Genomic DNA, 19,977 nt, shown 5'->3' with positions numbered 1-19,977 from the left:
AAATTTAAAAGATTCACTATGTTAAAATAAGCACTAGGAGAAAAATAATTATGATTATTGCACAAGCTCAAGACCTCGAACAACGTTTTGGAGGCAATACTATCTTCAGTAACATTTCTTTCTCAGTTCCTGACAATGCCAGAATCGGTCTTGTCGGACCTAATGGAGCTGGGAAGACTACCTTATTAAAGATCATGACTGGTCAACAAGAACCAACTAGTGGTCAATTTACTATTAATAAGGGATTGAAAGTCGGCTACATCGCCCAGGAAAATGGTCTCGATGAAGAAAAAACAATCTGGGATGAAATGCTTACTGTTTTTAATGATTTAATTGAAAAAAATAAAAAGATCACCAAAATGCAGGAGCAAATTGCCGACCATCCCGAAGATGAAGAATTGCTCAAGCGTTATGATCAATTAGCCTACGACTTTGAACAAGAAGGCGGCTTTACCTACCAAGCTGAAATTAAAAGTATTCTTAACGGATTCAATTTCAAAGAAAATACTTGGAATAAAGTAATTGGCACCCTTTCTGGCGGTGAAAAGACGAGACTTGCTTTTGTTAAATTGCTTTTGCAAAAGCCACCAGTATTATTACTTGACGAGCCTACTAACTACCTTGACTTAGACACTTTAGATTGGTTAGAAGCATTCTTGAAAAACTATCAAGGCGCAATTATTACTGTTTCCCACGACCAGTACTTCTTAGATCACTTAGCTAATCAAATTTTCGAATTAAACTTCGGTAAATTAACTACTTTCAAGGGTAATTACAGCCAATACGTTAAAGAACGTGAATTGATGGATAGCCAGCAAGAAGCTGCTTATGAAAAGCAACAAGAAAAGATCAAAAAGGAAGAAGAGTTTATTCAAAAAAACCTAGTTCGTGCTTCTACTACTAAACGTGCTCAAAGTAGACGTAAGGTTTTAGACAAGATGGAGCGAATTAAGCCACCTAAGCATAAACAAAAAGTTCGTATTAACTTCACTAGCGAACGTCCTTCTGGAAAAGAAGTACTGATCGCTAAGGATCTGACTATCGGCTATCCTGATAAAGTAATGGTTTCTGATATCGACTTCCAAGTTAATAAGAATGACCGCGTTGCTATTATCGGCCCTAACGGAATTGGTAAGTCTACCTTGCTCAAGACCATTATGAAAAAACTTGAACCAAAAGATGGCTCAATTAAATATGGCGCAAGCTTAGATATTGGTTATTATGATCAGGAGCTCCAAAGTTTAGATCCTTCAAAGACTGTTCTTGATACAATTTGGGATCGTCACAAGACAATGCCTGAAAAAGATGTCCGCTCTATTTTGGCTTCCTTCTTATTCACTGCCGAAGATATCGATAAGACTGTTGGTCAATTATCTGGTGGTCAAAAGGCTCGACTTACTCTAACTGTTTTGTCTCTTGAAAAAGACAATTTCTTATTAATGGACGAACCTACCAACCACTTAGATATTGAAGCTAAAGAAGTGCTTGAAGAAGCTTTAGATAATTACGACGGCACCCTGCTCTTTGTTTCTCACGACCGTTACTTTATTAATGAGTTAGCTAACAAGATTATCTCAGTTCGCGATGGTCACGCTAAGATCTACAATGGTAATTATTCTTACTACTTAGATGAAAAAGCTAAACAAGCTGCTGCCGTTCAAGAAGCAAAAGCTGAACAAACTGAAAGTACTACTAGTGCTAATCAAAATCAGGGTAAACTTTCCTATCAAGAGCAAAAGGCTCGTGATTCACAAAAACGTAAGTTAGAACGCGCTGTTAGTGATGCAGAAGCTAGAATTGAAAAATTAGAAAATGAAGAACAAGAGATTCAAACTGAAATGGCTAATCCAGATATTGCTGCTTCTTTTGAAAAGCTTGGACCTCTTCAAGAAAAATTATCTGCTGTTCAAGAGCAACTAGATCAAGCAAATACTGACTGGGAAAATGCTTTAGAGGCACTAGATGAATTTGAATAATTTTTGACCATCCGATGAGGGATGGTTTTTTATTATTTTAAAAATTTTCGGCTAATTTTAAATTCATGTTAAAATAGTACCTGTCAAAATGAATTGACGGGAGAAGAAAAATGAAATTTAGAAAAAAGATGTTAACTCTTGCCGCAATTGGAACGGCACTTTTAGCAGTTGGATGCTCTAAGACTCAAACTAAGGAGTCTAGTAGCAAAATTCCGACTAAGATTACCAAGAATACTACGGTAACTTTTTGGTATTCATTAACCGGTTCTTCTGAAAAAGCCCTCAAGAAGATGACTGCGGACTTTGAAAAAGAAAATCCAAAAATCAAGATCAAGCTTGAAAGCCAAGGCGGTAATTATGCGGATCTTCAGTCTAAGCTTTCCTCAACAATGCAATCACCTGATAATTTGCCGACTATCACCCAGGCTTATCCAGGATGGTTGTATAATGCCGCTAAGCAAAAAATGCTAGTTGACCTCACTCCTTATGTTAAAAATGATGACCTTGGCTGGGGCTCCTATGCTAAAAGTAATATTAAGCAAGCACTTTGGAACGGCGCAAAAATTAACAATACTCAATACGGAGTCCCATTCAATAAGTCAGTTGAAGTACTTTTCTATAATAAGACTTTACTAGATCAATATAATCTCAAAGTTCCGCAAACAATGGGCGAGCTTAAGTCTGCTTCTGAAAAGATCTATCAAAAGAGTGACCATCAAGTAACTGGGGCTGGTTTTGATGCTTTAAACAATTACTATATGTTGGGGATGAAGGAAAAAGGCATCAACTTTACTAAGAAGATTAACTTTTCTGGTAAAGATTCAAAAGAAGTAATTGACTACTACGCTGATGGGGTTCGTAAGGGCTACTTCATGCAAGCTGGTACTGAAAAATATATGTCTACCCCATTTAATTCTGGTAAGGTAGCAATGTTTATCGGTTCAACTGCTAATGAAGCATATCTAAAACAAGGCTTGAAGAAAGAATATCAATTTGGCATTGCCCCTCGTCCAAGCAAGGTTAATGCGCAACAAGGAACTGATATTTATATGTTTAACCAGGCTAGCGCTAGACAAAAGTCAGCTGCCTTCAAGTATCTAAAATTCTTGACCAGTAAGAAAGAACAATTCTACTGGACTAAAACTACCGGCTATATGCCAGTTAATACGCAAGTCCTAAACTCACAAGCTTACAAGTCACTTAATACAAGTAAAGTATCAGCAATCTTGGCTGAGACTACTAAAGACTTGTACTTCTTACCAGTAACTAAGAATGCCACACCTGCTTATGACCAAGTTCAAGCAAGTATGCAAGCAATCTTAGCTGATGCTAAAAAGAAGAAAAATATTAATCCAGCTATTCAGACTGCCAAGCAAAAATTTGATGCTAGCTGGAAACAATAATTAAACATAAAAAATATGCCTAATTAGATCTATCTTGGTCCAATCAGGCATATTTTTGTATACGGTTAATATTAATATCGCTAATGTCCATTTTTATTGTTTATTTTCCACCCCTTTAGGAACTAATTGCCAGTAAGTACCATCTTGACTTTGGTATGCTCCATTAGAAGCCTTTTTTAAATCAAAGGTTACTTTCCTTGTTTTAATTTTATAGCCATCTTTCAATCGCTCAGTTTTAACCCGTCCTAATTTCACCCATTCACCAGCTTGTGGTCGAGTATTTCCATTCTTCGAAAAGGCATTTAAAATATCTTTACTTAATTTTGATGGCTTGCTCTCTTCATTGCCACCTAAGCGTGTGGCAATATAAGCAGTATTTTTATCAAACATTAAATAAAAAGAATTACTTAACCGGTTATCTTCTTTTTCTAAAGTCATTAGACTTTGACCAACCCATTCCTCAGGAACCGTGGTCTGATTATGATAAAACCATGCTCCTCCACCAACGAAAAGCAATAATGCTACAAAAGTAGCCACAAATAGTTTTTTATTTTTCATAGCTCACTTTTCCTATCTAGAAATATTTACACAAATAATAAATTTATATTTATCATTTGTTGTTTATAATTATCACCGCTTTTTCAGTTTTTATTCATTATGTTGTGCTATACACAACTAAATTTGCCAATATTCCATACAATCTTTATATCTACATTTCATCAGCAATTTTTTTATTTGAGTTGCTTTTTCTGTATTCCCACTAAATAAATTAAAATATAACTCATGACAAATTCGATAAAGCAAAAAATGAGTAGTCGTTTCTAAGCTCGCTAAATAATCTAATGCAGCTTCAATATTATCTCCGTTTAATTTTTGCTTATAGCAATAACAAAGATAATTATTACAAATAATTGCTACTCTTTCCCTCATACTCTCAGAACAAGAATTCTTTTGATAATGTTTTAATAATTGACCAAGAAAATAGTCTACTTGCTCTAAAGAAAATATCTTCATACAATCAGAAAATAATTGTAATGCACCGATATTTTCCACCCAATTTTCATGTTCTGAAAATCTAGTAACTATTTTATTTTTAAAGGCTAAACTTAAGTCAGATAAGCTATTTTCTAAAGAAGCAATAGCAATTATTGTTCGATATTTAAAAAGTTGATGCTCTTTTAAATCTAGGATTTCATTTAAATAAATTCCTACTTTTTCCCTTTGATTGTTATTAAAAGCATGCAACATCTTTTGCTTCAATTCTTCAGCTTTTTTATCTTCAGACGTATAGTAATCATACTTAACTTTATTAAAAAAATCACTGATATCAATATGGTGTTTCAAAAGAATTCTAAATAAAGTATCAATTGAAGTACTTTCTAATCCACGCTCTATTTTTGAATAATGACCCTTGTTAATAATGCCCTTTATCATCTGTTCCTGAGTTAAGCCTAATTTTTGACGTTCTTCTTTTAACGCCTGTCCAATTTTCATAATCTCATCTCCTTATTTACTTTTATTTATTTTTTATTAATTTTATAACAAAAAAAGAATTCAGAAAACTGAATTCTTTATCTAGATGATTAATTTGACTCGTGTTAATTAGTTACTTTTGGTTGTTAATTCCTCTATATCTCTGGTTTAAAACTAATCCTAAGTTTCTGTCTAATTTTTTCAAAAGTGTGTTTCCTTCTATCCCTCACGCCTCACCAAATAATCATTAGCCTTATCCAAAATTGCTGACAAGTCTTCAGATCTAAACTCCTTAAAGTTTTGCTTTCTAATTCTTTCTTGAGTAGCGTGATAATTTAACCATTCAGAAGAAGCACTAGATAATTACGATGGAACCTTGCTTTTTGTTTCTCATGACCGTTACTTTATTAATGAGTTAGCTAATAAGATTATTTCAGTTCGTGATGGTCACGCTAAGATTTACAATGGTAATTATTCCTACTACTTAGATGAAAAAGCTAAACAAGCTGCGGCTGTTCAAGAAGCAAAAGCTGAACAAACTGAAAGTGCTACTAGTGCTAATCAAAATAAAGGTAAACTTTCCTATCAAGAACAAAAGGCACGCGATTCTCAAAAGAGAAAACTAGAACGTGCAGTTAGCGATGCCGAGGCTAAGATTGAAAAATTAGAAGCAGAAGAACAAGAAATCCAAACTGAAATGGAAAATCCAGATATTGCCGCTTCATTTGAAAAGCTTGGACCACTCCAAGAAAAATTATCCGCTGTTCAAGAGCAATTAGACCAGGCAAATACTGACTGGGAAAATGCCTTAGAAACCCTAGATGAATTTGAATAAAGTAAAAGATCAAGATTCTCAAAAAATAGAAAATCTTGATCTTTTTTCATGTTTATTTTTATTCTATTTCATTGTCAGAAACATTTTTTTGTTTTTTATCCTTTAAAATTAAGAAGTAGTAAACCGCACTTAATAATAATGCTGCTCCATAAATATATTGAGTCATTAATGAACCACTAACTTTAATAATCCATCCACCAACTAATGTACCAATCGGAATCATGGCTGACAGAATACTATCATTTATAGTTTCGACTCTGCCTAAAATTGATGAGGAAAAGCTAGTTTGAACTAAGGCCTCAAAATTGGTATTCATCATGGTAATCCACATTGAAGAAATCGCTGATGCAACCAATAATACCCAAATGTTAAGATAAATAGAAATGGGAACTAATACTCTAAAAATTCCTGCTCCTAAGAAACAAATTGCAATAAAAATTTGCATATCTTTCTTTCCGATTTTAAAACGTTGAACTAATAACGTACCCCCAATGCTTCCTAAAGAGGACGTAAATAACAGCGTTCCATATCCTAAAGCTGAATCACGAATATAGCTTTGAGCAAAATAAGGTAATCCCACCGAAAAGATACCATAAAAGAAATTAGTAAAGGCAATTGGCAAAATTAATTCCAATATATTTTTCTCTTTACGTAAAGTTTTCCAACCTAATGCCATATCTTTACGATAAGAACCAGTAAAGTATTCGTCCTCTTCTAAAAATTCTTTTGCAGCTAAATTTATTTTCAGACTTCCATAGAACTTAAGTGCAATTGCGAATACTATAGCAGATAAAACTACAGTAATCGGAATAGATGTTAAAGTTATAATTACTGTTACTCCAGCATCTAATAGCAAATCTAAAACCCTATATGTTAATTGAAAAATGCCGTTGAAACGAAGTAACTCTTTTTCTGACACAAATAAAGGCAACAATTTATATTCTGCTGGATAAATTATGGCTGAAAGAATAGTTGAGGCAATATATAAAGTTATTAAAATGATGCTGATGATTAAATTATCAATACGTAAGTATAGAATTAAAAATGTAATAACACTAATAGCAGCTTGAAGAAAAGTTGAACTTTCTAGAAGTTTTTTGATGGAAATTCGATCGATTAGTGGTCCAAATCCAAATGAAATCATATCAATTCCTGATGCTACTGCAAAAATTATTGATACGATAAAAGGCGAACGCGATACTTCTTTAAAGTGCCATAGTATAGCCATATAAAATAAACTATCAGCAATATTGGTAGATATTCTACCAAATAATAAATTATAAACATCTTTCTTTTTTGTTTGTTTTGTCATAGCTTTATCCTAAGAATCTTCTATTTCAAGTTCGTGTTGAAAGCTTTCTTTCCAGTTTTCTTCCCTTGGTAAAAATGGAAATCTACCACTAATTTATAATAATGGGTACTTCCCAGATCATGTTTTTCTTCTTTCTTAATTATTTGATATTAGTATTACACATATTTTTCAATTTCATATTTAAGTTTTGCTATGCGAAACTTAAATTACACTTTCCAACTTTTAACTCTGTTTTCATATCCCCATTTACATAGTGATTCCTTTATATCTATTGCCTCTTTTTTATTTCCGTTAAATAAGTTAGTATAAAAATTACAGCTAATATGATAAAAAAGAAAATGGATATTCTTAGGTAAATTCTTTAAATAATCTAAACACTTTTTTATATTATCTCCATTAACATCAGAATAATAACAATAATATAAATAGTTATTGCAAATAATTGCTACTCTTTCTATTTTTATTTCTGGATGATCATCTTTTTTTCTATAATAATTTAATAAATAATCTATATTATTATCTAATTGCGCTTGAGTAAATACAGACATACAATTAGCTAACAAACGTAATGAATCGATATTTTCCACCCAGTTGTTAAAATCGTTGAATTTTTTAACTATATTTTTTCTTGTATTTTCGCTTAATTGATCCAAATTCCCGTCAAAGGTAGCAACAGCGATGAGCGCACGATATTTAAAAATAAGATTTTCATCCAATTCAAGAATTTCTGCTAAACATTTCTTGACTGCTTCAGTATTTGAAGTATTAAAAGCATTCATCATCCTTTTTTCTAATAAGCCGGCTGTAACATCTTCTTTAGAAGTATATGTATCTTTTATACTTTCTAAAAATTCATCAACATCAATATGATGTGCAAACAGAATTTTAAACAAACTATCTGCTGAAATTCCTTCAATATTGCGCTCTATTTTAGAATAATGACTCTTTTGAATAACATTCTTCGTCATTTCTTCTTGAGTCAATCCTAAACTTTCTCTTTCTCTTTTTAATGCTTCTCCAATAGTCATTTTGATCCTCATCTCTAAAAATTTAATCAATTTTATCGCAAAAAAATTTTAAATCATTATATATAAATATTTTCCCACAAAGTAAAAGATCAAGATTCTCAAAAAATAGAAAATCTTGATCTTTTTTCATGTCTGCTTTTATTCAAATTCCTTACGAATCTGCTCACCTTGTTCGTCTAGTTCTGGTGCATCTTTTTGCAATCCATAAGAATTCCAAGTTCCATATTTAAGTGGTGAACCTAAAACTTCATTGCCATCAGGTAGCGTCTTAACCATCCCGCGCTCAATAATTTGATCAAGGCGTCTGGTCTTATCCACATTCAAAACTAAACCAGCTGGCACACCTGCTTCATGTAAGATCTTATCCCACTCAGCAGCAGTCTTAGTTTTAAGTACATCCTGCATTGCATTTTTAACTTTTTGCCAGTTTTTCTCACGCAAATCATTTGTCTTAAAATCTGCTTGATTAATCCATTCTTCATGCCCTAATGCATTAGATAATAATCCCCATAAATGATCATTTCCACAACAAATAGCAATTGGCTGATCTTGACAATCAAAAGTATCAAACGGATACATATCAGGATGACGATTGCCAATTCTGTGTGGTACTTCATGTGGCCCAAGAGCAATCATTAGGTCTTGCACCATTAAAGAGAAGGTAGAATCTAGCATCGAAACATCTACAGTTGTACCCTTTCCTGTTCGCTCTCTTGCTACTAAAGCAGTGGTAATCGCGCTATAGCCCATGATTCCTGCAACAACATCAGAAACTGAAGTTCCAACACGTGTTGGCTTACCGTTTGGTTCACCTGTAGCATCCATTAATCCAGATACTGCCTGAACAATGGTATCGTAAGCCGCCTGTTTAGACCATGGTCCGTATTGACCAAAACCAGAAATAGAAGCAAATATTAGCTTTGGATACTTTTTAACCATTTCTTCTGGATCAAATCCTAGGCGTGTCATTACACCTGGACGGAAGTTTTCTACAACTATATCAGCCTTAGCAATCATGTTTTCGACTAAAGCATGATCTTTTGGATCTTTCAAATCTAAAGCAATTGATTCTTTACCTGCATTACAGATTCTAAAGTATTCACTTGAACCATCTGCAATGTATGGTCCCATGTGGCGGGTATCATCCCCTGTTTTTCTTTCAATATGAATTACTCGTGCACCTGCGTCGGCAAGCATTCTTGTACAAGTTGGACCTGACAAGACATGGGTGAAGTCCACAACTAAGATTCCTGCTAGTGGATATGGCTTATCTTTATCTAAATGAGGATTATTTGCTTCTAACTTGGCATAATTTGGTTCTGACATTTTTATATACGCTTTCTTATTTTAATTGTATTCAAGTCTTATTTTAGATAAAAATGAGCAAAATAAAAAGCCGTTTGATATCGACGACTTTAATTTTAATTATCGTAAATCAGAATGAAATAATTCATTATGAGACCCTAGTCTAACCAATCGAAAGACTTTTTTATTTTTGTTTTTTGTATGAATAACAAGCAAATCAAGTTTCCCCTCAAATAAATGAAATTCAAAATATCCTACATAATTCAATTCCTCATTAGTTAAAAGATGTGGATCCTATTCTTCCGGTATTTCTCCAGTTTCTTGCATATATGAAGTTATTGTTTGAATTTCATCCCATAACTCAGGAACTTTCTTACTCCAACGATTTACATCCTGAATAAAAGTATCTTTGGCCTTTATTTCATACATTACTCTAATTCCTTTGCACGTTTTTTCATATAACTAATCAATTTATTAGTATCTTTAAAGGCTGGAGTATCGTCTTCAATTAAGCCCATATCTTTAGCTTCTGCCAGTAAAAGAGCTTTCTTAGTATCGTCTGTAAGCGTATTAGAATTGGTTACTGAAAAGGGAATTCCATTATGTCTAATAATTTGTTTAAAATACATTTTAATACTAGTAGACATGTCTAAACCGAGATTATCTAAAATTCTTTTAACTTCATCATGATCTTTAGAATCTGCACGATAACTATATGTATGTGCCATATTAATCACTCTCCTTTTCTAAAATTATACTACAATTTATATACGTTGTATTTAATTTTAACTAGATATAATCTTGCTTAAATTATAGAAAATCTCATCACACTGATTATTCTCAGAATCAATATCCATTTAAATAATCATTAGCCTTCTCCAGAATAAAGGATAAATCTTCAAAACTAAATTCCTTAAAGTTTTGCTCTCTGATTCTTTTTTGTGCATCTTCATAGTTTAGCCAAGCAGTCTGCCTAATTTCACTTTCTTGTCGTTTTATTTCCTGATGAGGATTGTATTTTGCTAAAAATAAAGTTACGGTCTTTTCAATTTCTGAAGTAACTTGATATGAATAGCTTTTACTAAAATCAAAATTAAATTCAGGCTTCAAACCTACTTCTTCAAAAATTTCTCGTTTTGCAGCTTCTTGCGCTGTTTCTCCTGCTTCAAGATGTCCTTTTGAAAAAGCCCATGCACTTTTAAATTGCTTATAAGGCTGACTTTGAACTAATAGATATTGGATTTCATTATTTTGCTTACGCCAGATAATTGCGCCTGCTGAATGTTCATGTTTCATGATATTTTTCCTTTAATTACAACTCTTCTTTAAATCCATTCCTTGCCCATAACCAAAGGGCAGATTGAAAATCAATAGGTATATAATTGGTACCCTTTAGCGCTTCAATCCAAGCTTTTATTACATAATCCTGTACTTTTGTACTTTCTACTTCTTCATCTGTAATCAGCCCAAGTTTATGCGTAGCTCTAATAATATGACGATCTGCAGCAATATAAATTTGATCAGTATTAATCAAAGGTAGATTCGTATACTGATACATCACATATAGCCAGTAATTACACAATTTTTTACCAGACAGGTATAGAAAATCCTTTTTCCTCTCTACCTGCATATAATGACGAACTTTTTGAACATCATTGTCAAAATAAGCAAAAAAATCAGTTACTTTCCCATTGAAATTATTATCTAAAGTCTGACAAAATCTAATCCAAATTTGTGTCTGCTTATTTTTCTGCAAAGCCAAACTATATTTAGTTAAGGCTGCCTGTACTTCAATAAAATCTTTATTCATCACTTCTTGTGGATTAAATACAAAGCTAGTTTCATTATCTTCAAAAGTAGCCGTAGCACTTTTCCACAAGGTATTAGAATTTCGTTGATAATCTAAAGCAGTTGGCAATGTATAAAAAATAGCATTTTCTTCAGAATTAGGATCTAAATTTTGAGGACGTGTATCTTCTGGCACATTGCTTCCCCAGTACCCTGATTTATATATTTCAGTTAAATGCTCAAGTTTATTTAGTAGTTCTTGATTCATTAATATATTTTCCTCCCCAAAATAAAAAACGTTCTGTCAGACATAATTATATCTAACAAAACGTTTTAGTTTCTATCTTAGTCTAAACCGCACTTTTCAAAAATTTCATCAACATGCTTCAAGTGATAATGATAATCAAATGCATCATCTAAATCGTCTTCAGACAAGTAATTCATAACTTCACTATCTTCAATTAGCTTTCTAAATGAAGTTTGTTCTTGCCATGACTTATTAGCTAATTTTTGCACCATATCGTAAGCTTTTTCACGTGATAAGCCTGCTTCATCAATTAACTTTAAGAGCACACGTTGTGAATAAATCAAACCATAAGTACGATCCATGTTCTTAAGCATTGTCTCAGGGAAAACATCTAAGTTAGTCAAAATCCGGTTAAAGCGGTTTAGCATGTAATCTATTCCAATTGTTGCATCAGGTAAAATTACACGCTCAGCACTTGAATGAGAAATATCTCTCTCATGCCATAAAGCCACATCTTCATAAGCTGGCACCATAAAGCCGCGCATTACTCGAGCCATACCGCATAAGTTTTCTGATCCAATTGGATTATGCTTGTGAGGCATTGCAGAAGAGCCTTTTTGACCAGCTCTAAAGTGTTCTTCAACTTCATGAATTTCACTACGTTGCAAACCGCGAATTTCTGTTGCCCAATTTTCAATACTTGTAGCAATTAAAGCAATCGTAGCAATGTAGTATGCATGTAAGTCTCTTGGCAAAACCTGACTAGTAACTGGTTGCTGAGTTAAACCAAGCTGCTTTAAAACGCTAGTTTCAACTGCTGGTGGGACATTAGCAAAAGTACCAACAGCACCAGAAATCTTACCAGATTCAACATCTTTAGCAGCTACTTTAAAGCGTTCAATATCACGGTTAATCTCGGCATACCAGCGAGCAAGCTTCAAACCAAAAGTAGTTGGTTCTGCTTGAACACCGTGAGTGCGTCCCATTTCAACAGTGTATTTATATTTTCTAGCCTTATCTGCAATAGTCTCTTTTAAAGCCTCTAAGTCTTTCAAAATGATCTCATTAGCTTGCTTTAAGATATAACCTTGTGCAGTATCTACAACGTCGGTTGAAGTTAAGCCGAAGTGAACCCACTTCTTTTCTTCTCCTAAGCTTTCAGAAACTGTTCTAGTAAAAGCAACTACATCGTGGTGAGTAATAGCTTCTAATTCACTAACACGCTCTACTGTAAAAGAAGCATTGTCAGCAATCTTCTTAGCGTCTTCAGCAGGAACTTCACCCAGTTCTTCCCATGCATTAGTCGCCGCAATTTCAACTTTTAGCCAAGCATTATATTTATTTTCTAACGACCAAATTTTGCCCATTTCTGGACGAGTATAACGTTCAAGCATAAATTACATTTCCCATGGATTCTTCAAAACAATAGTTTGTTCACGATCTGGACCAACTGAAACAGTAACTAAAGGAACACCAACTAATTCAGAAACGCGGTTCAAGAATTTCTTAGCGTTTTCTGGCAAGTCTTCCCATGTCTTTACATTAGTAATATCTTCATCCCAAGCAGGTAGTTCTTCATAAACAGGCTTACATCTGTATAATTCTTTCAAACTTGCTGGGTAGTAGTCAATCTTCTTACCATCAAGTTCATAAGCGGTAGCAATCTTAATCTTCTCAAAACCAGAAAATACATCTAATAAGTTCAAACTTAAGGCATTGATACCAGCAACACGTTTTGCGTGACGAAGAGCTACTGAGTCAAACCAACCAACACGACGTGGACGACCAGTAACAGTACCATATTCATGAGCAGTTTCACGAATGCGATCGCCAACTTCATCTAATAATTCAGTTGGGAATGGACCTTCACCAACACGAGTAGTGTAAGCCTTGCAGACACCAATTACAGTATTTAAGCGGTTAGCACCCATTCCAATACCAGAAGCAATTCCGCCTGAAATAGTGTTTGAAGAAGTTACATATGGATAAGTTCCTTCATCAATATCAAGCATTACACCTTGCGCACCTTCGAATAAGACTTTTTCATCATTGTCTAAAGCTTCATTTACCACTACTGAAGTATCAGTAACGTATTTCTTCATCTTTTGACCATATTCAAGATACTTTTCAAAAATATCTTCAAACTTAAGTGCAGGCTTGTTATAAACCTTAGTGAATAAAGCATTCTTTTCAGCTAAATTAGTACGTAATTTTTCTTCAAAAGTATCTCTTTCAAGTAAATCACAAACGCGAATACCAATTCTTGAAGCCTTATCCATGTAACAAGGACCAATACCGTTCTTGGTAGTTCCGATCTTCTTGTCACCTTTAGCTTCTTCTTGATAAGTATCTTGCAAAATGTGGTATGGCATAATTACATGTGCTCGATTAGAAATCTTTAAGCCACTAATGTCGATACCTTCTTTTTCAAGGTTGTCTAATTCTCCGAACATTACTTCTGGATTGATAACTACACCATTACCAATTACAGCACCCTTCTTAGCAGCAAAAATTCCAGATGGAATTAGGCGCATCTTGAAAGTCTTGTCACCAATTTCAATTGTGTGGCCTGCATTGTTACCACCATTTGAACGTACAGCCATGGCTGCATCCTTACTTAAGAAATCAGTAATTTTACCCTTTCCTTCGTCGCCCCATTGACTACCTACAACTGCTATTGCTGTCATTTGATTTCACCTCATAAAAATCATTTTCTTAAAACCGAAGACTAGTTTAACAATCTAAGCTTCAATAGTCAATTATTTCCGAACGTTTTTAATAACTAATAAAATAAACATTCATTTTTGCTCTTGACTTTACCTAACAACCCCCGTATATTAACTCATGTAGTTTTAAAAAAGCATGAGGTATATTACATGAGCAATTACTTTAGTATGGAAGCCTTCGATTATGATGATATTCAACTTGTACCGAATAAATGCATCATTAAAAGCCGTAAGGAAGCTGACACTAGTGTTAAATTTGGAAGCCGGACATTTAAAATTCCTGTCGTTCCAGCAAACATGGAAAGCGTTATTGATGAAGATCTAGCTATTTGGCTAGCAGAAAATGGGTATTATTATGTAATGCACCGTTTTTATCCAGAAAAACGAGCTGATTTTATTAAAACGATGCATGATAAAGGTTTATTTGCCTCAATTTCAGTTGGAATTAAAGATAGCGAATATGACTTTATTGACTACTTAGCTAAAGAAAAGATTATTCCTGAATATATTACAATCGACGTAGCTCACGGCCATTCAGATTATGTAATTAAGATGATTAAATACATTAAAGATAAGTTGCCTGATACATTTTTAACAGCTGGCAACATTGCAACTCCTGAAGCAGTTCGTGAATTAGAAAACGCTGGAGCTGATGCAACTAAAGTCGGCGTAGGCCCTGGTAGAGCATGTATTACTAAGTTAAAAACTGGCTTTGGTACCGGAGGCTGGCAATTAGCAGCACTTAGAATGTGTTCTAAAGCAGCCAGAAAGCCATTGATCGCTGACGGTGGTATTCGCCACAACGGTGACATTGCCAAGTCTGTTCGCTTTGGCGCTTCAATGGTAATGATTGGATCTCTATTTGCAGGACATGAAGAATCTCCTGGCAACTTAATTACAATTGATGGTAAGAGATATAAGCAATACTGGGGGTCAGCCTCCGAGGTTCAAAAAGGAGCTTACCGTAATGTTGAAGGAAAGCAAATGCTAGTTCCTTACCGTGGTTATATTAAGGATACCTTGCGTGAAATGCAGGAAGATTTACAATCTTCAATCTCCTATGCTGGTGGTAAAGATCTAAGTGCAATCCGTGTAGTAGATTATGTTATTGTAAAATCTTCTATTTTTGATGGCGATAAGTAAATCAATAACGATGTCAAACAGCTATCGTTATTTTTATTGGCTTAAATATTAATTGATGTAAACTAAACTTAATAAGTAATTTTTAGAAAGCTGGTGAAGAAATGATTAAAACTGCCAAGCAAGTCTTAGCTAAGCCGTTTACATCAAACTTTTTCTTTATTTTCTTACAAGGGATTATGATTGGAATGATAACGGGCCTAATTGTTGGTACCTTTCGATGGATTATTGACCACACAATGAAATTTCTCTTTTTCATTTATCCTTTAATGCGTCAAAAGCCAATCTACTTAATTCCGTATGTTATTGCTACTTTATTAATTGTTTTTATCCTTGGTCAAGTCATTAAACCAGTGTTGAATAACATTACTGGTTCTGGTGTACCTCAAGTTGAAGCTGTAATGCTTAATGAAAACAAGATGAATTGGTGGAGCATTTTATGGCGAAAATATGTAGGTGGACTTCTTGCAATTTGTCCCGGTCTATTTTTAGGACGTGAAGGTCCTTGTATTCAAATGGGTGCAATGGTGGGGCAAGCTTTTGGTGAAAATCTTTTCCATGCCGATCCGGATGATCTTAAGCGCCTGCAAGGCTGCGGTATAGCGGCTGGCCTTAGTGCAGCTTTTTCGGCTCCTTTAGCTGGGGTTTTCTTTCTAGTAGAAGAAATAACCTTTAACTTTACACCCAAAGAAGTTTTGACGGCCCTAGCTGCCGCTATGTCTTCCGACTTAATGACACTATTCTTTTTTGGTACTCAGCCTTGCCTTTATCTTCCTTTAGAAAAATCCTTGCCACTTACCTCCTATTGGTTTGTTACTATTATGGGCGTGGCATTAGGCTTACTGGCTCATCTCTATCAATATTGTCTCTTAAGTCTGAAGCCAGTTTATTCAAAACTTACTAAGATACCTAAGATTTATCACAGTATCATCCCTTTACTCCTAGTAATTCCAATTGGTTTATGGAATGCAACTTTACTTGGCGGTTCTCATGATTTCATTTCTAGTCTTTTTGAACCGATTTTCATGAAAAATATCCAAACGGGGACTTTGAGTTTAATGTTACTTCCATTAATTTGGTTTATTGTTCGCTTTATCTTTTCTATGATCTCTTATGGTGCCTCTGTACCTGGTGGTATTTTTATGCCAATCTTAGTTCTAGGAGCACTTCTGGGCGTTATATTTGCAGTAATTATGATTCACTTTAATATTGCCCCTAAGCGTTGTTACGGCATTATAATTGTCACTTCTATGTGTGCTTACTTTGGTGCAATCGAAAAGGCTCCTTTTACAGCTTTAACGCTTTTAACAGAAATGGTTGGGTCAGTTGAGCAGATCTTCCCAATGCTGATTACTACTTTTATCGCTTACTTTGTGTTAGATCTCTTAGGTGGAAAACCAATTTACGCAGCTTTAAGAATTCAGATGAATTATCACAAGTTATCTAACTTACCTGAAGTCAAACATGCAGAAGAATAATTCATAAATATTTTCAAAACAAAAGGTGTTAATCATTCATCGCAATAAGCGAAGATGATCAACACCTTTTTATATAGGAAATAATGATTCTCCTACAAGTTAATTAAAATACTTAATGCTATGCCCCAAATGATGGCATAAACTACAGCTACCATTACTAAGTAAATAACTGCTCCCCAGAATGGGTCGTGAATCATCTTTTCCGTTCCCGGATCTGGGCAAACAACTAAAAGAAATGATCCCAATGCAAATAATGCATAGAAAATCCAAACTAAAACTTCTCCAAATCCAAGCAAGCCTGAGCTTAAACTCAAAATTAAGAAAAAGAATGCACAAATTGCAATCCAGAAGTTCCAGTTAGTTACTTGAGCAACCTTATTAACATACTGCCAGAAGCCACCTGTGTTACCAAACACGAATAAGTGACCAACCATGGAACAAAGAATTGTAATAAGCTGAACAACAAATAAAATTACTATTGCCCAGAAAGTTGCACCAGATCCATGGTGTACTAATGGCATGTCAAACAGGTTAGCAATATAATTACCTGCAACTGCTAAACCAATGAATAATACAATATCTTCACCTAATAAGGTAACAACTCCGTACCACTTCTCTGCAGGATTGTGACCTAAAGGATAGCGCCATGATTCTACTAACCAACGCCAATAAGTGTTAGGAGTTTCTTCCTGTGGAGATTGAGCTTCATCTTTCATACTAATTCCCTCCTCAAGACTATTTATCTTCCATATTTATTATAACAATAATTGCTATAAAACGGCAAAATAAGGGCTTGTGGGCATTTGATTGAAATAAGAAAACCCAAGCAACGAAGAAATTGCTTGGGTTTGATGAAATATTAATGTGTTAGTTATTTAAAACTAGAAAACAAAAACATTCTACAAAAAAGAGCCAAACATCCCTGTTCGACTCTCTTTATAACTACTACCTTCTATTTCAACATACTCTCTGCATATGGCAACTCAAGTGATGGATCTGCATTCAAATTCTCATCACTAAACTTACCAGCTTTGTACAAGTTATATGCTGCAGCACCAATCATTGCCGCATTGTCTCCGCAAAGCTTCAAGTCTGGTAAAATCATCTTTGGCTTAATATCAGCAGGCAACTTCTCAATTTCTTCTGCTAATCTATCGCGTAAGCCGTGATTCGCGGCGACACCGCCGCCCAAGATGAATGTCTTCGGCTTATATTCTTTGATCGCTCTAATTGTCTTGTGACTCAACACATCAACAACCGAAGCCTGAAAACTTGCAGCTAAATCGTACTTATCAAGCTTTTCATGAATTTGATCTGCATGATGGCAAGTGTTGATAAAGGCACTCTTTAATCCTGAGAATGAGAAATCATAATCATCATCTTCCATCATTGCTCGTGGGAAGTGGAAAGTATCCTTACCTTTATGTGCCCATTCATCAATGGTTTTACCAGCTGGATAATTAACTCCTAGCACACGACCGATCTTATCGTATGCTTCACCAGCCGCATCGTCTCTCGTATCGCCCACAATTTCAAAGTGGATAGGATCTTTCATCAAGACAATCTCAGTATGTCCACCAGAAACTTGCAAAGCTAGAGCTGGATATTCAATTTCATCCTTTAATTGAGCAGCCATAATATGGCCCATAATATGATCAACGCCAATCAACGGAATCCCAGTTGCCATTGAAGCAGCTTTTGCAGCACTAACCCCAATCAACAAGGCTCCAACTAGTCCTGGTCCATAGGTAACTGCAATTGCATCAATATCATCCCAAGTAGTGTTTGCCTCAGCTAAAGCTTCCTTAGTAATTTGAGTAATTACTTCAATATGGTGACGACTTGCAACTTCAGGTACTACTCCACCAAAACGTTGGTGACTTTTAATTTGCGTAGCTACAATCAAGCTTTCTATTTCACGGCCATTTTTAATGACTGCGGTAGAAGTTTCATCACATGAACTTTCAAATGCTAAAATTCGAATATCTTTTTTTGTCAATTTACTTCTTCCTGTTCTTTATCTGTTAATTTTTTAAGCATATTTACTGCATCAGCTTGTTCTGTAATATAGTAGTTTTTTCGAATAAAATTATCCTTAAACCCAAGTTTTCGATATAAGCTTTGAGCATTATAATTATCGCTTCGCACTTCTAAAGTCATCTGAACTGCATGATTTTTTCGCGCCATTTCAATCATTGTCCTGAGCAAAAATTCACCAATTCCTCTTCTTTGAAAGCTTGGCTTTACCGCAATATTAGTTATATGTCCCTCTTGCGCTTGCATTCTCATTCCAACAAAGCCAACTAGGGTTGACCTCTGATAAACTACTAAATATAAAGAATTGGCATGCTTTTTTAATTCACTCTTAAAAGAAAACCGACCCCAAGGAGTTCTGCCAAAATATACCTCTTGCTCTAATTTCAATAAGTCTGCAATATTTTCATCGCTAGCCTTCATAATCTGATAAGTTTCATTTTCTAACCTCAAAGCAAAAGGTGAAAAACTTAAGTCAATTTCTACTGGATGAAAAAATAAACTAAACTTCCTCAACATAGTCGCTATCTGAACCAAAAGCCTTTCCAGTCTTATTATGCCAATCAATTTCAGCTTGCGTACGTCTTAAATATTTTGGCACCATCTTATCAGGATCAACCGCTTCTTTATTAAGTGCTAACTTACCAATTTCACCAGCGTGAATTTGATTATCGCTTTCTGCTTGAACAAAATTATCTGAACCTAGTAATTCTGCAATCTCATCATGATGCTTATCAATGGAGCTTCCTACAAAGATAACTTGATCAGGTAAATTTAACTCTTTAACTTTGTTAATTAAATCATCTATATGATAATGACCATCCGGAACTAAGTTTTCTAGCTTACCATCTACTTTTCGATAAACTCCTGCAAAGAAATTCTTATTGCGAGCATCAAGTTCACTTACAATCACACCATCACTTACACCATTAGCTAAAGCAGCTAAAGTTGACACGCCTACTAAATCCTTATTCAAGATAGAAGCAAACATCTTAGCAGTTGTAATACCAATTCTCAATCCTGTATAAGAACCTGGACCTTCTGCGACAGCAAAGCGATCGATATCTTTTAGGGTAAGGTTATTTTCTCTCAATAATTCATTAATTAAAGGATCTAAATGTTCACTATGATTACGATGATCCTCTTCATTTTTTTCAAAAATTTTATCTCCATCATTTAGTGCTACGCTCAAATGATTGGTTGCAGTCGTGATACTTAATATTTTCATTTAA

General features: G+C 34.5%; 19 protein-coding genes and 2 pseudogenes. 5 read left to right on the top strand and 16 right to left on the bottom strand.

Annotated features, from left to right (window positions below; genetic code table 11):
* Positions 1–50 precede the first annotated feature (50 nt).
* Positions 51–1,976, top strand: a complete 1,926-nt coding sequence (locus FD18_RS02120; RefSeq protein ID WP_057718328.1) for an ABC-F family ATP-binding cassette domain-containing protein — start codon at positions 51–53, stop codon at positions 1,974–1,976.
* Between the two features lie 110 nt (positions 1,977–2,086).
* On the top strand, positions 2,087–3,379 hold the full coding sequence (locus tag FD18_RS02115) for an extracellular solute-binding protein (RefSeq protein WP_057718327.1): 1,293 nt from the start codon (positions 2,087–2,089) through the stop codon (positions 3,377–3,379).
* 93 nt (positions 3,380–3,472) lie between these two features.
* On the opposite strand, the gene FD18_RS02110 is transcribed toward FD18_RS02115, so the two are convergent.
* Positions 3,473–3,937 (bottom strand): hypothetical protein, encoded by a 465-nt coding sequence (locus FD18_RS02110; RefSeq protein WP_057718326.1) that lies wholly within the window; start codon positions 3,935–3,937, stop codon positions 3,473–3,475.
* A 117-nt stretch (positions 3,938–4,054) separates the two neighbouring features.
* On the bottom strand, positions 4,055–4,873 hold the full coding sequence (locus FD18_RS02105) for a helix-turn-helix domain-containing protein (protein WP_057718325.1): 819 nt from the start codon (positions 4,871–4,873) through the stop codon (positions 4,055–4,057).
* A 325-nt stretch (positions 4,874–5,198) separates the two neighbouring features.
* Here FD18_RS02105 and FD18_RS02100 point away from each other — a divergent pair.
* Positions 5,199–5,687, top strand: a pseudogene (locus FD18_RS02100) (ABC transporter C-terminal domain-containing protein); the annotation flags it as partial.
* A 58-nt stretch (positions 5,688–5,745) separates the two neighbouring features.
* Here FD18_RS02100 and FD18_RS02095 read toward each other — a convergent pair.
* From FD18_RS02095 to FD18_RS02055, 10 genes and pseudogenes are all read right to left on the bottom strand, one after another.
* On the bottom strand, positions 5,746–6,999 hold the full coding sequence (locus FD18_RS02095; protein ID WP_057718323.1) for an MFS transporter: 1,254 nt from the start codon (positions 6,997–6,999) through the stop codon (positions 5,746–5,748).
* A 206-nt stretch (positions 7,000–7,205) separates the two neighbouring features.
* Entirely contained in the window at positions 7,206–8,027 is an 822-nt protein-coding gene (locus FD18_RS02090) for a helix-turn-helix domain-containing protein (RefSeq protein ID WP_057718322.1), read from the bottom strand.
* Between the two features lie 138 nt (positions 8,028–8,165).
* Complete coding sequence (locus FD18_RS02085; RefSeq protein ID WP_057718321.1) at positions 8,166–9,353, bottom strand: CaiB/BaiF CoA transferase family protein; 1,188 nt, start codon at positions 9,351–9,353, stop codon at positions 8,166–8,168.
* A 99-nt stretch (positions 9,354–9,452) separates the two neighbouring features.
* Positions 9,453–9,611 (bottom strand): annotated as a pseudogene (locus FD18_RS10010) (type II toxin-antitoxin system YafQ family toxin); the annotation flags it as partial.
* Between the two features lie 15 nt (positions 9,612–9,626).
* Complete coding sequence (locus FD18_RS10320) at positions 9,627–9,761, bottom strand: hypothetical protein (protein WP_268766056.1); 135 nt, start codon at positions 9,759–9,761, stop codon at positions 9,627–9,629.
* Complete coding sequence (locus FD18_RS02075; RefSeq protein WP_014567149.1) at positions 9,761–10,060, bottom strand: type II toxin-antitoxin system RelB/DinJ family antitoxin; 300 nt, start codon at positions 10,058–10,060, stop codon at positions 9,761–9,763. Before FD18_RS02075 ends, FD18_RS10320 begins: the two co-directional genes overlap by 1 nt.
* 118 nt (positions 10,061–10,178) lie before the next feature.
* On the bottom strand, positions 10,179–10,628 hold the full coding sequence (locus FD18_RS02070) for a bis(5'-nucleosyl)-tetraphosphatase (protein WP_057718320.1): 450 nt from the start codon (positions 10,626–10,628) through the stop codon (positions 10,179–10,181).
* Positions 10,629–10,644: 16 nt separating this feature from the next.
* Positions 10,645–11,388 (bottom strand): hypothetical protein, encoded by a 744-nt coding sequence (locus tag FD18_RS02065; RefSeq protein WP_057718319.1) that lies wholly within the window; start codon positions 11,386–11,388, stop codon positions 10,645–10,647.
* 77 nt (positions 11,389–11,465) lie between these two features.
* Complete coding sequence (gene purB / locus FD18_RS02060; protein ID WP_057718318.1) at positions 11,466–12,761, bottom strand: adenylosuccinate lyase; 1,296 nt, start codon at positions 12,759–12,761, stop codon at positions 11,466–11,468.
* A gap of 3 nt (positions 12,762–12,764) precedes the next feature.
* On the bottom strand, positions 12,765–14,054 hold the full coding sequence (locus tag FD18_RS02055) for an adenylosuccinate synthase (protein WP_057718317.1): 1,290 nt from the start codon (positions 14,052–14,054) through the stop codon (positions 12,765–12,767).
* 189 nt (positions 14,055–14,243) lie between these two features.
* Here FD18_RS02055 and FD18_RS02050 point away from each other — a divergent pair, with 189 nt between their 5' ends.
* Together FD18_RS02050 and FD18_RS02045 are read left to right on the top strand one after the other, a co-directional pair.
* Complete coding sequence (locus FD18_RS02050; RefSeq protein ID WP_057718316.1) at positions 14,244–15,236, top strand: GMP reductase; 993 nt, start codon at positions 14,244–14,246, stop codon at positions 15,234–15,236.
* A gap of 101 nt (positions 15,237–15,337) precedes the next feature.
* A complete protein-coding gene (locus tag FD18_RS02045) occupies positions 15,338–16,711 on the top strand; it encodes a ClC family H(+)/Cl(-) exchange transporter (RefSeq protein ID WP_057718315.1) in 1,374 nt (457 codons plus the stop codon).
* A gap of 92 nt (positions 16,712–16,803) precedes the next feature.
* Here FD18_RS02045 and FD18_RS02040 read toward each other — a convergent pair whose 3' ends face one another.
* The 4 genes from FD18_RS02040 to tsaB all read right to left on the bottom strand — a co-directional run bounded on the left by FD18_RS02040 (position 16,804) and on the right by tsaB (position 19,973).
* Positions 16,804–17,427, bottom strand: coding sequence for a hypothetical protein (locus FD18_RS02040; RefSeq protein WP_057718314.1), 624 nt, complete (start codon positions 17,425–17,427; stop codon positions 16,804–16,806).
* A 236-nt stretch (positions 17,428–17,663) separates the two neighbouring features.
* Positions 17,664–18,710, bottom strand: a complete 1,047-nt coding sequence (tsaD, locus tag FD18_RS02035; RefSeq protein WP_057718313.1) for a tRNA (adenosine(37)-N6)-threonylcarbamoyltransferase complex transferase subunit TsaD — start codon at positions 18,708–18,710, stop codon at positions 17,664–17,666.
* On the bottom strand, positions 18,707–19,264 hold the full coding sequence (gene rimI, locus FD18_RS02030; protein ID WP_057718312.1) for a ribosomal protein S18-alanine N-acetyltransferase: 558 nt from the start codon (positions 19,262–19,264) through the stop codon (positions 18,707–18,709). Before rimI ends, tsaD begins: the two co-directional genes overlap by 4 nt.
* On the bottom strand, positions 19,248–19,973 hold the full coding sequence (gene tsaB / locus FD18_RS02025; protein ID WP_057718311.1) for a tRNA (adenosine(37)-N6)-threonylcarbamoyltransferase complex dimerization subunit type 1 TsaB: 726 nt from the start codon (positions 19,971–19,973) through the stop codon (positions 19,248–19,250). Before tsaB ends, rimI begins: the two co-directional genes overlap by 17 nt.
* Positions 19,974–19,977: the final 4 nt, after the last annotated feature.

It is taken from the genome of Lactobacillus taiwanensis DSM 21401 (assembly GCF_001436695.1).
GTDB classification, from domain to species: Bacteria; Bacillota; Bacilli; order Lactobacillales; family Lactobacillaceae; genus Lactobacillus; species Lactobacillus taiwanensis.
Note: the sequence above shows the minus strand (reverse complement) of the source record. Positions and strands in the feature narration are given on the sequence as shown.

Bases quoted from the DNA above. Each gene is read 5' to 3' on its own strand.
- FD18_RS02120 (WP_057718328.1), top strand. From the start codon at position 51: ATGATTATTGCACAAGCTCAAGACCTCGAACAACGTTTTGGAGGCAAT.
- FD18_RS02115 (WP_057718327.1), top strand. From the start codon at position 2,087: ATGAAATTTAGAAAAAAGATGTTAACTCTTGCCGCAATTGGAACGGCA.
- FD18_RS02110 (WP_057718326.1), bottom strand. From the start codon at position 3,937: ATGAAAAATAAAAAACTATTTGTGGCTACTTTTGTAGCATTATTGCTT.
- FD18_RS02105 (WP_057718325.1), bottom strand. From the start codon at position 4,873: ATGAAAATTGGACAGGCGTTAAAAGAAGAACGTCAAAAATTAGGCTTA.
- FD18_RS02095 (WP_057718323.1), bottom strand. From the start codon at position 6,999: ATGACAAAACAAACAAAAAAGAAAGATGTTTATAATTTATTATTTGGT.
- FD18_RS02090 (WP_057718322.1), bottom strand. From the start codon at position 8,027: ATGACTATTGGAGAAGCATTAAAAAGAGAAAGAGAAAGTTTAGGATTG.
- FD18_RS02085 (WP_057718321.1), bottom strand. From the start codon at position 9,353: ATGTCAGAACCAAATTATGCCAAGTTAGAAGCAAATAATCCTCATTTA.
- FD18_RS10320 (WP_268766056.1), bottom strand. From the start codon at position 9,761: ATGTATGAAATAAAGGCCAAAGATACTTTTATTCAGGATGTAAATCGT.
- FD18_RS02075 (WP_014567149.1), bottom strand. From the start codon at position 10,060: ATGGCACATACATATAGTTATCGTGCAGATTCTAAAGATCATGATGAA.
- FD18_RS02070 (WP_057718320.1), bottom strand. From the start codon at position 10,628: ATGAAACATGAACATTCAGCAGGCGCAATTATCTGGCGTAAGCAAAAT.
- FD18_RS02065 (WP_057718319.1), bottom strand. From the start codon at position 11,388: ATGAATCAAGAACTACTAAATAAACTTGAGCATTTAACTGAAATATAT.
- purB (WP_057718318.1), bottom strand. From the start codon at position 12,761: ATGCTTGAACGTTATACTCGTCCAGAAATGGGCAAAATTTGGTCGTTA.
- FD18_RS02055 (WP_057718317.1), bottom strand. From the start codon at position 14,054: ATGACAGCAATAGCAGTTGTAGGTAGTCAATGGGGCGACGAAGGAAAG.
- FD18_RS02050 (WP_057718316.1), top strand. From the start codon at position 14,244: ATGAGCAATTACTTTAGTATGGAAGCCTTCGATTATGATGATATTCAA.
- FD18_RS02045 (WP_057718315.1), top strand. From the start codon at position 15,338: ATGATTAAAACTGCCAAGCAAGTCTTAGCTAAGCCGTTTACATCAAAC.
- FD18_RS02040 (WP_057718314.1), bottom strand. From the start codon at position 17,427: ATGAAAGATGAAGCTCAATCTCCACAGGAAGAAACTCCTAACACTTAT.
- rimI (WP_057718312.1), bottom strand. From the start codon at position 19,264: ATGTTGAGGAAGTTTAGTTTATTTTTTCATCCAGTAGAAATTGACTTA.
- tsaB (WP_057718311.1), bottom strand. From the start codon at position 19,973: ATGAAAATATTAAGTATCACGACTGCAACCAATCATTTGAGCGTAGCA.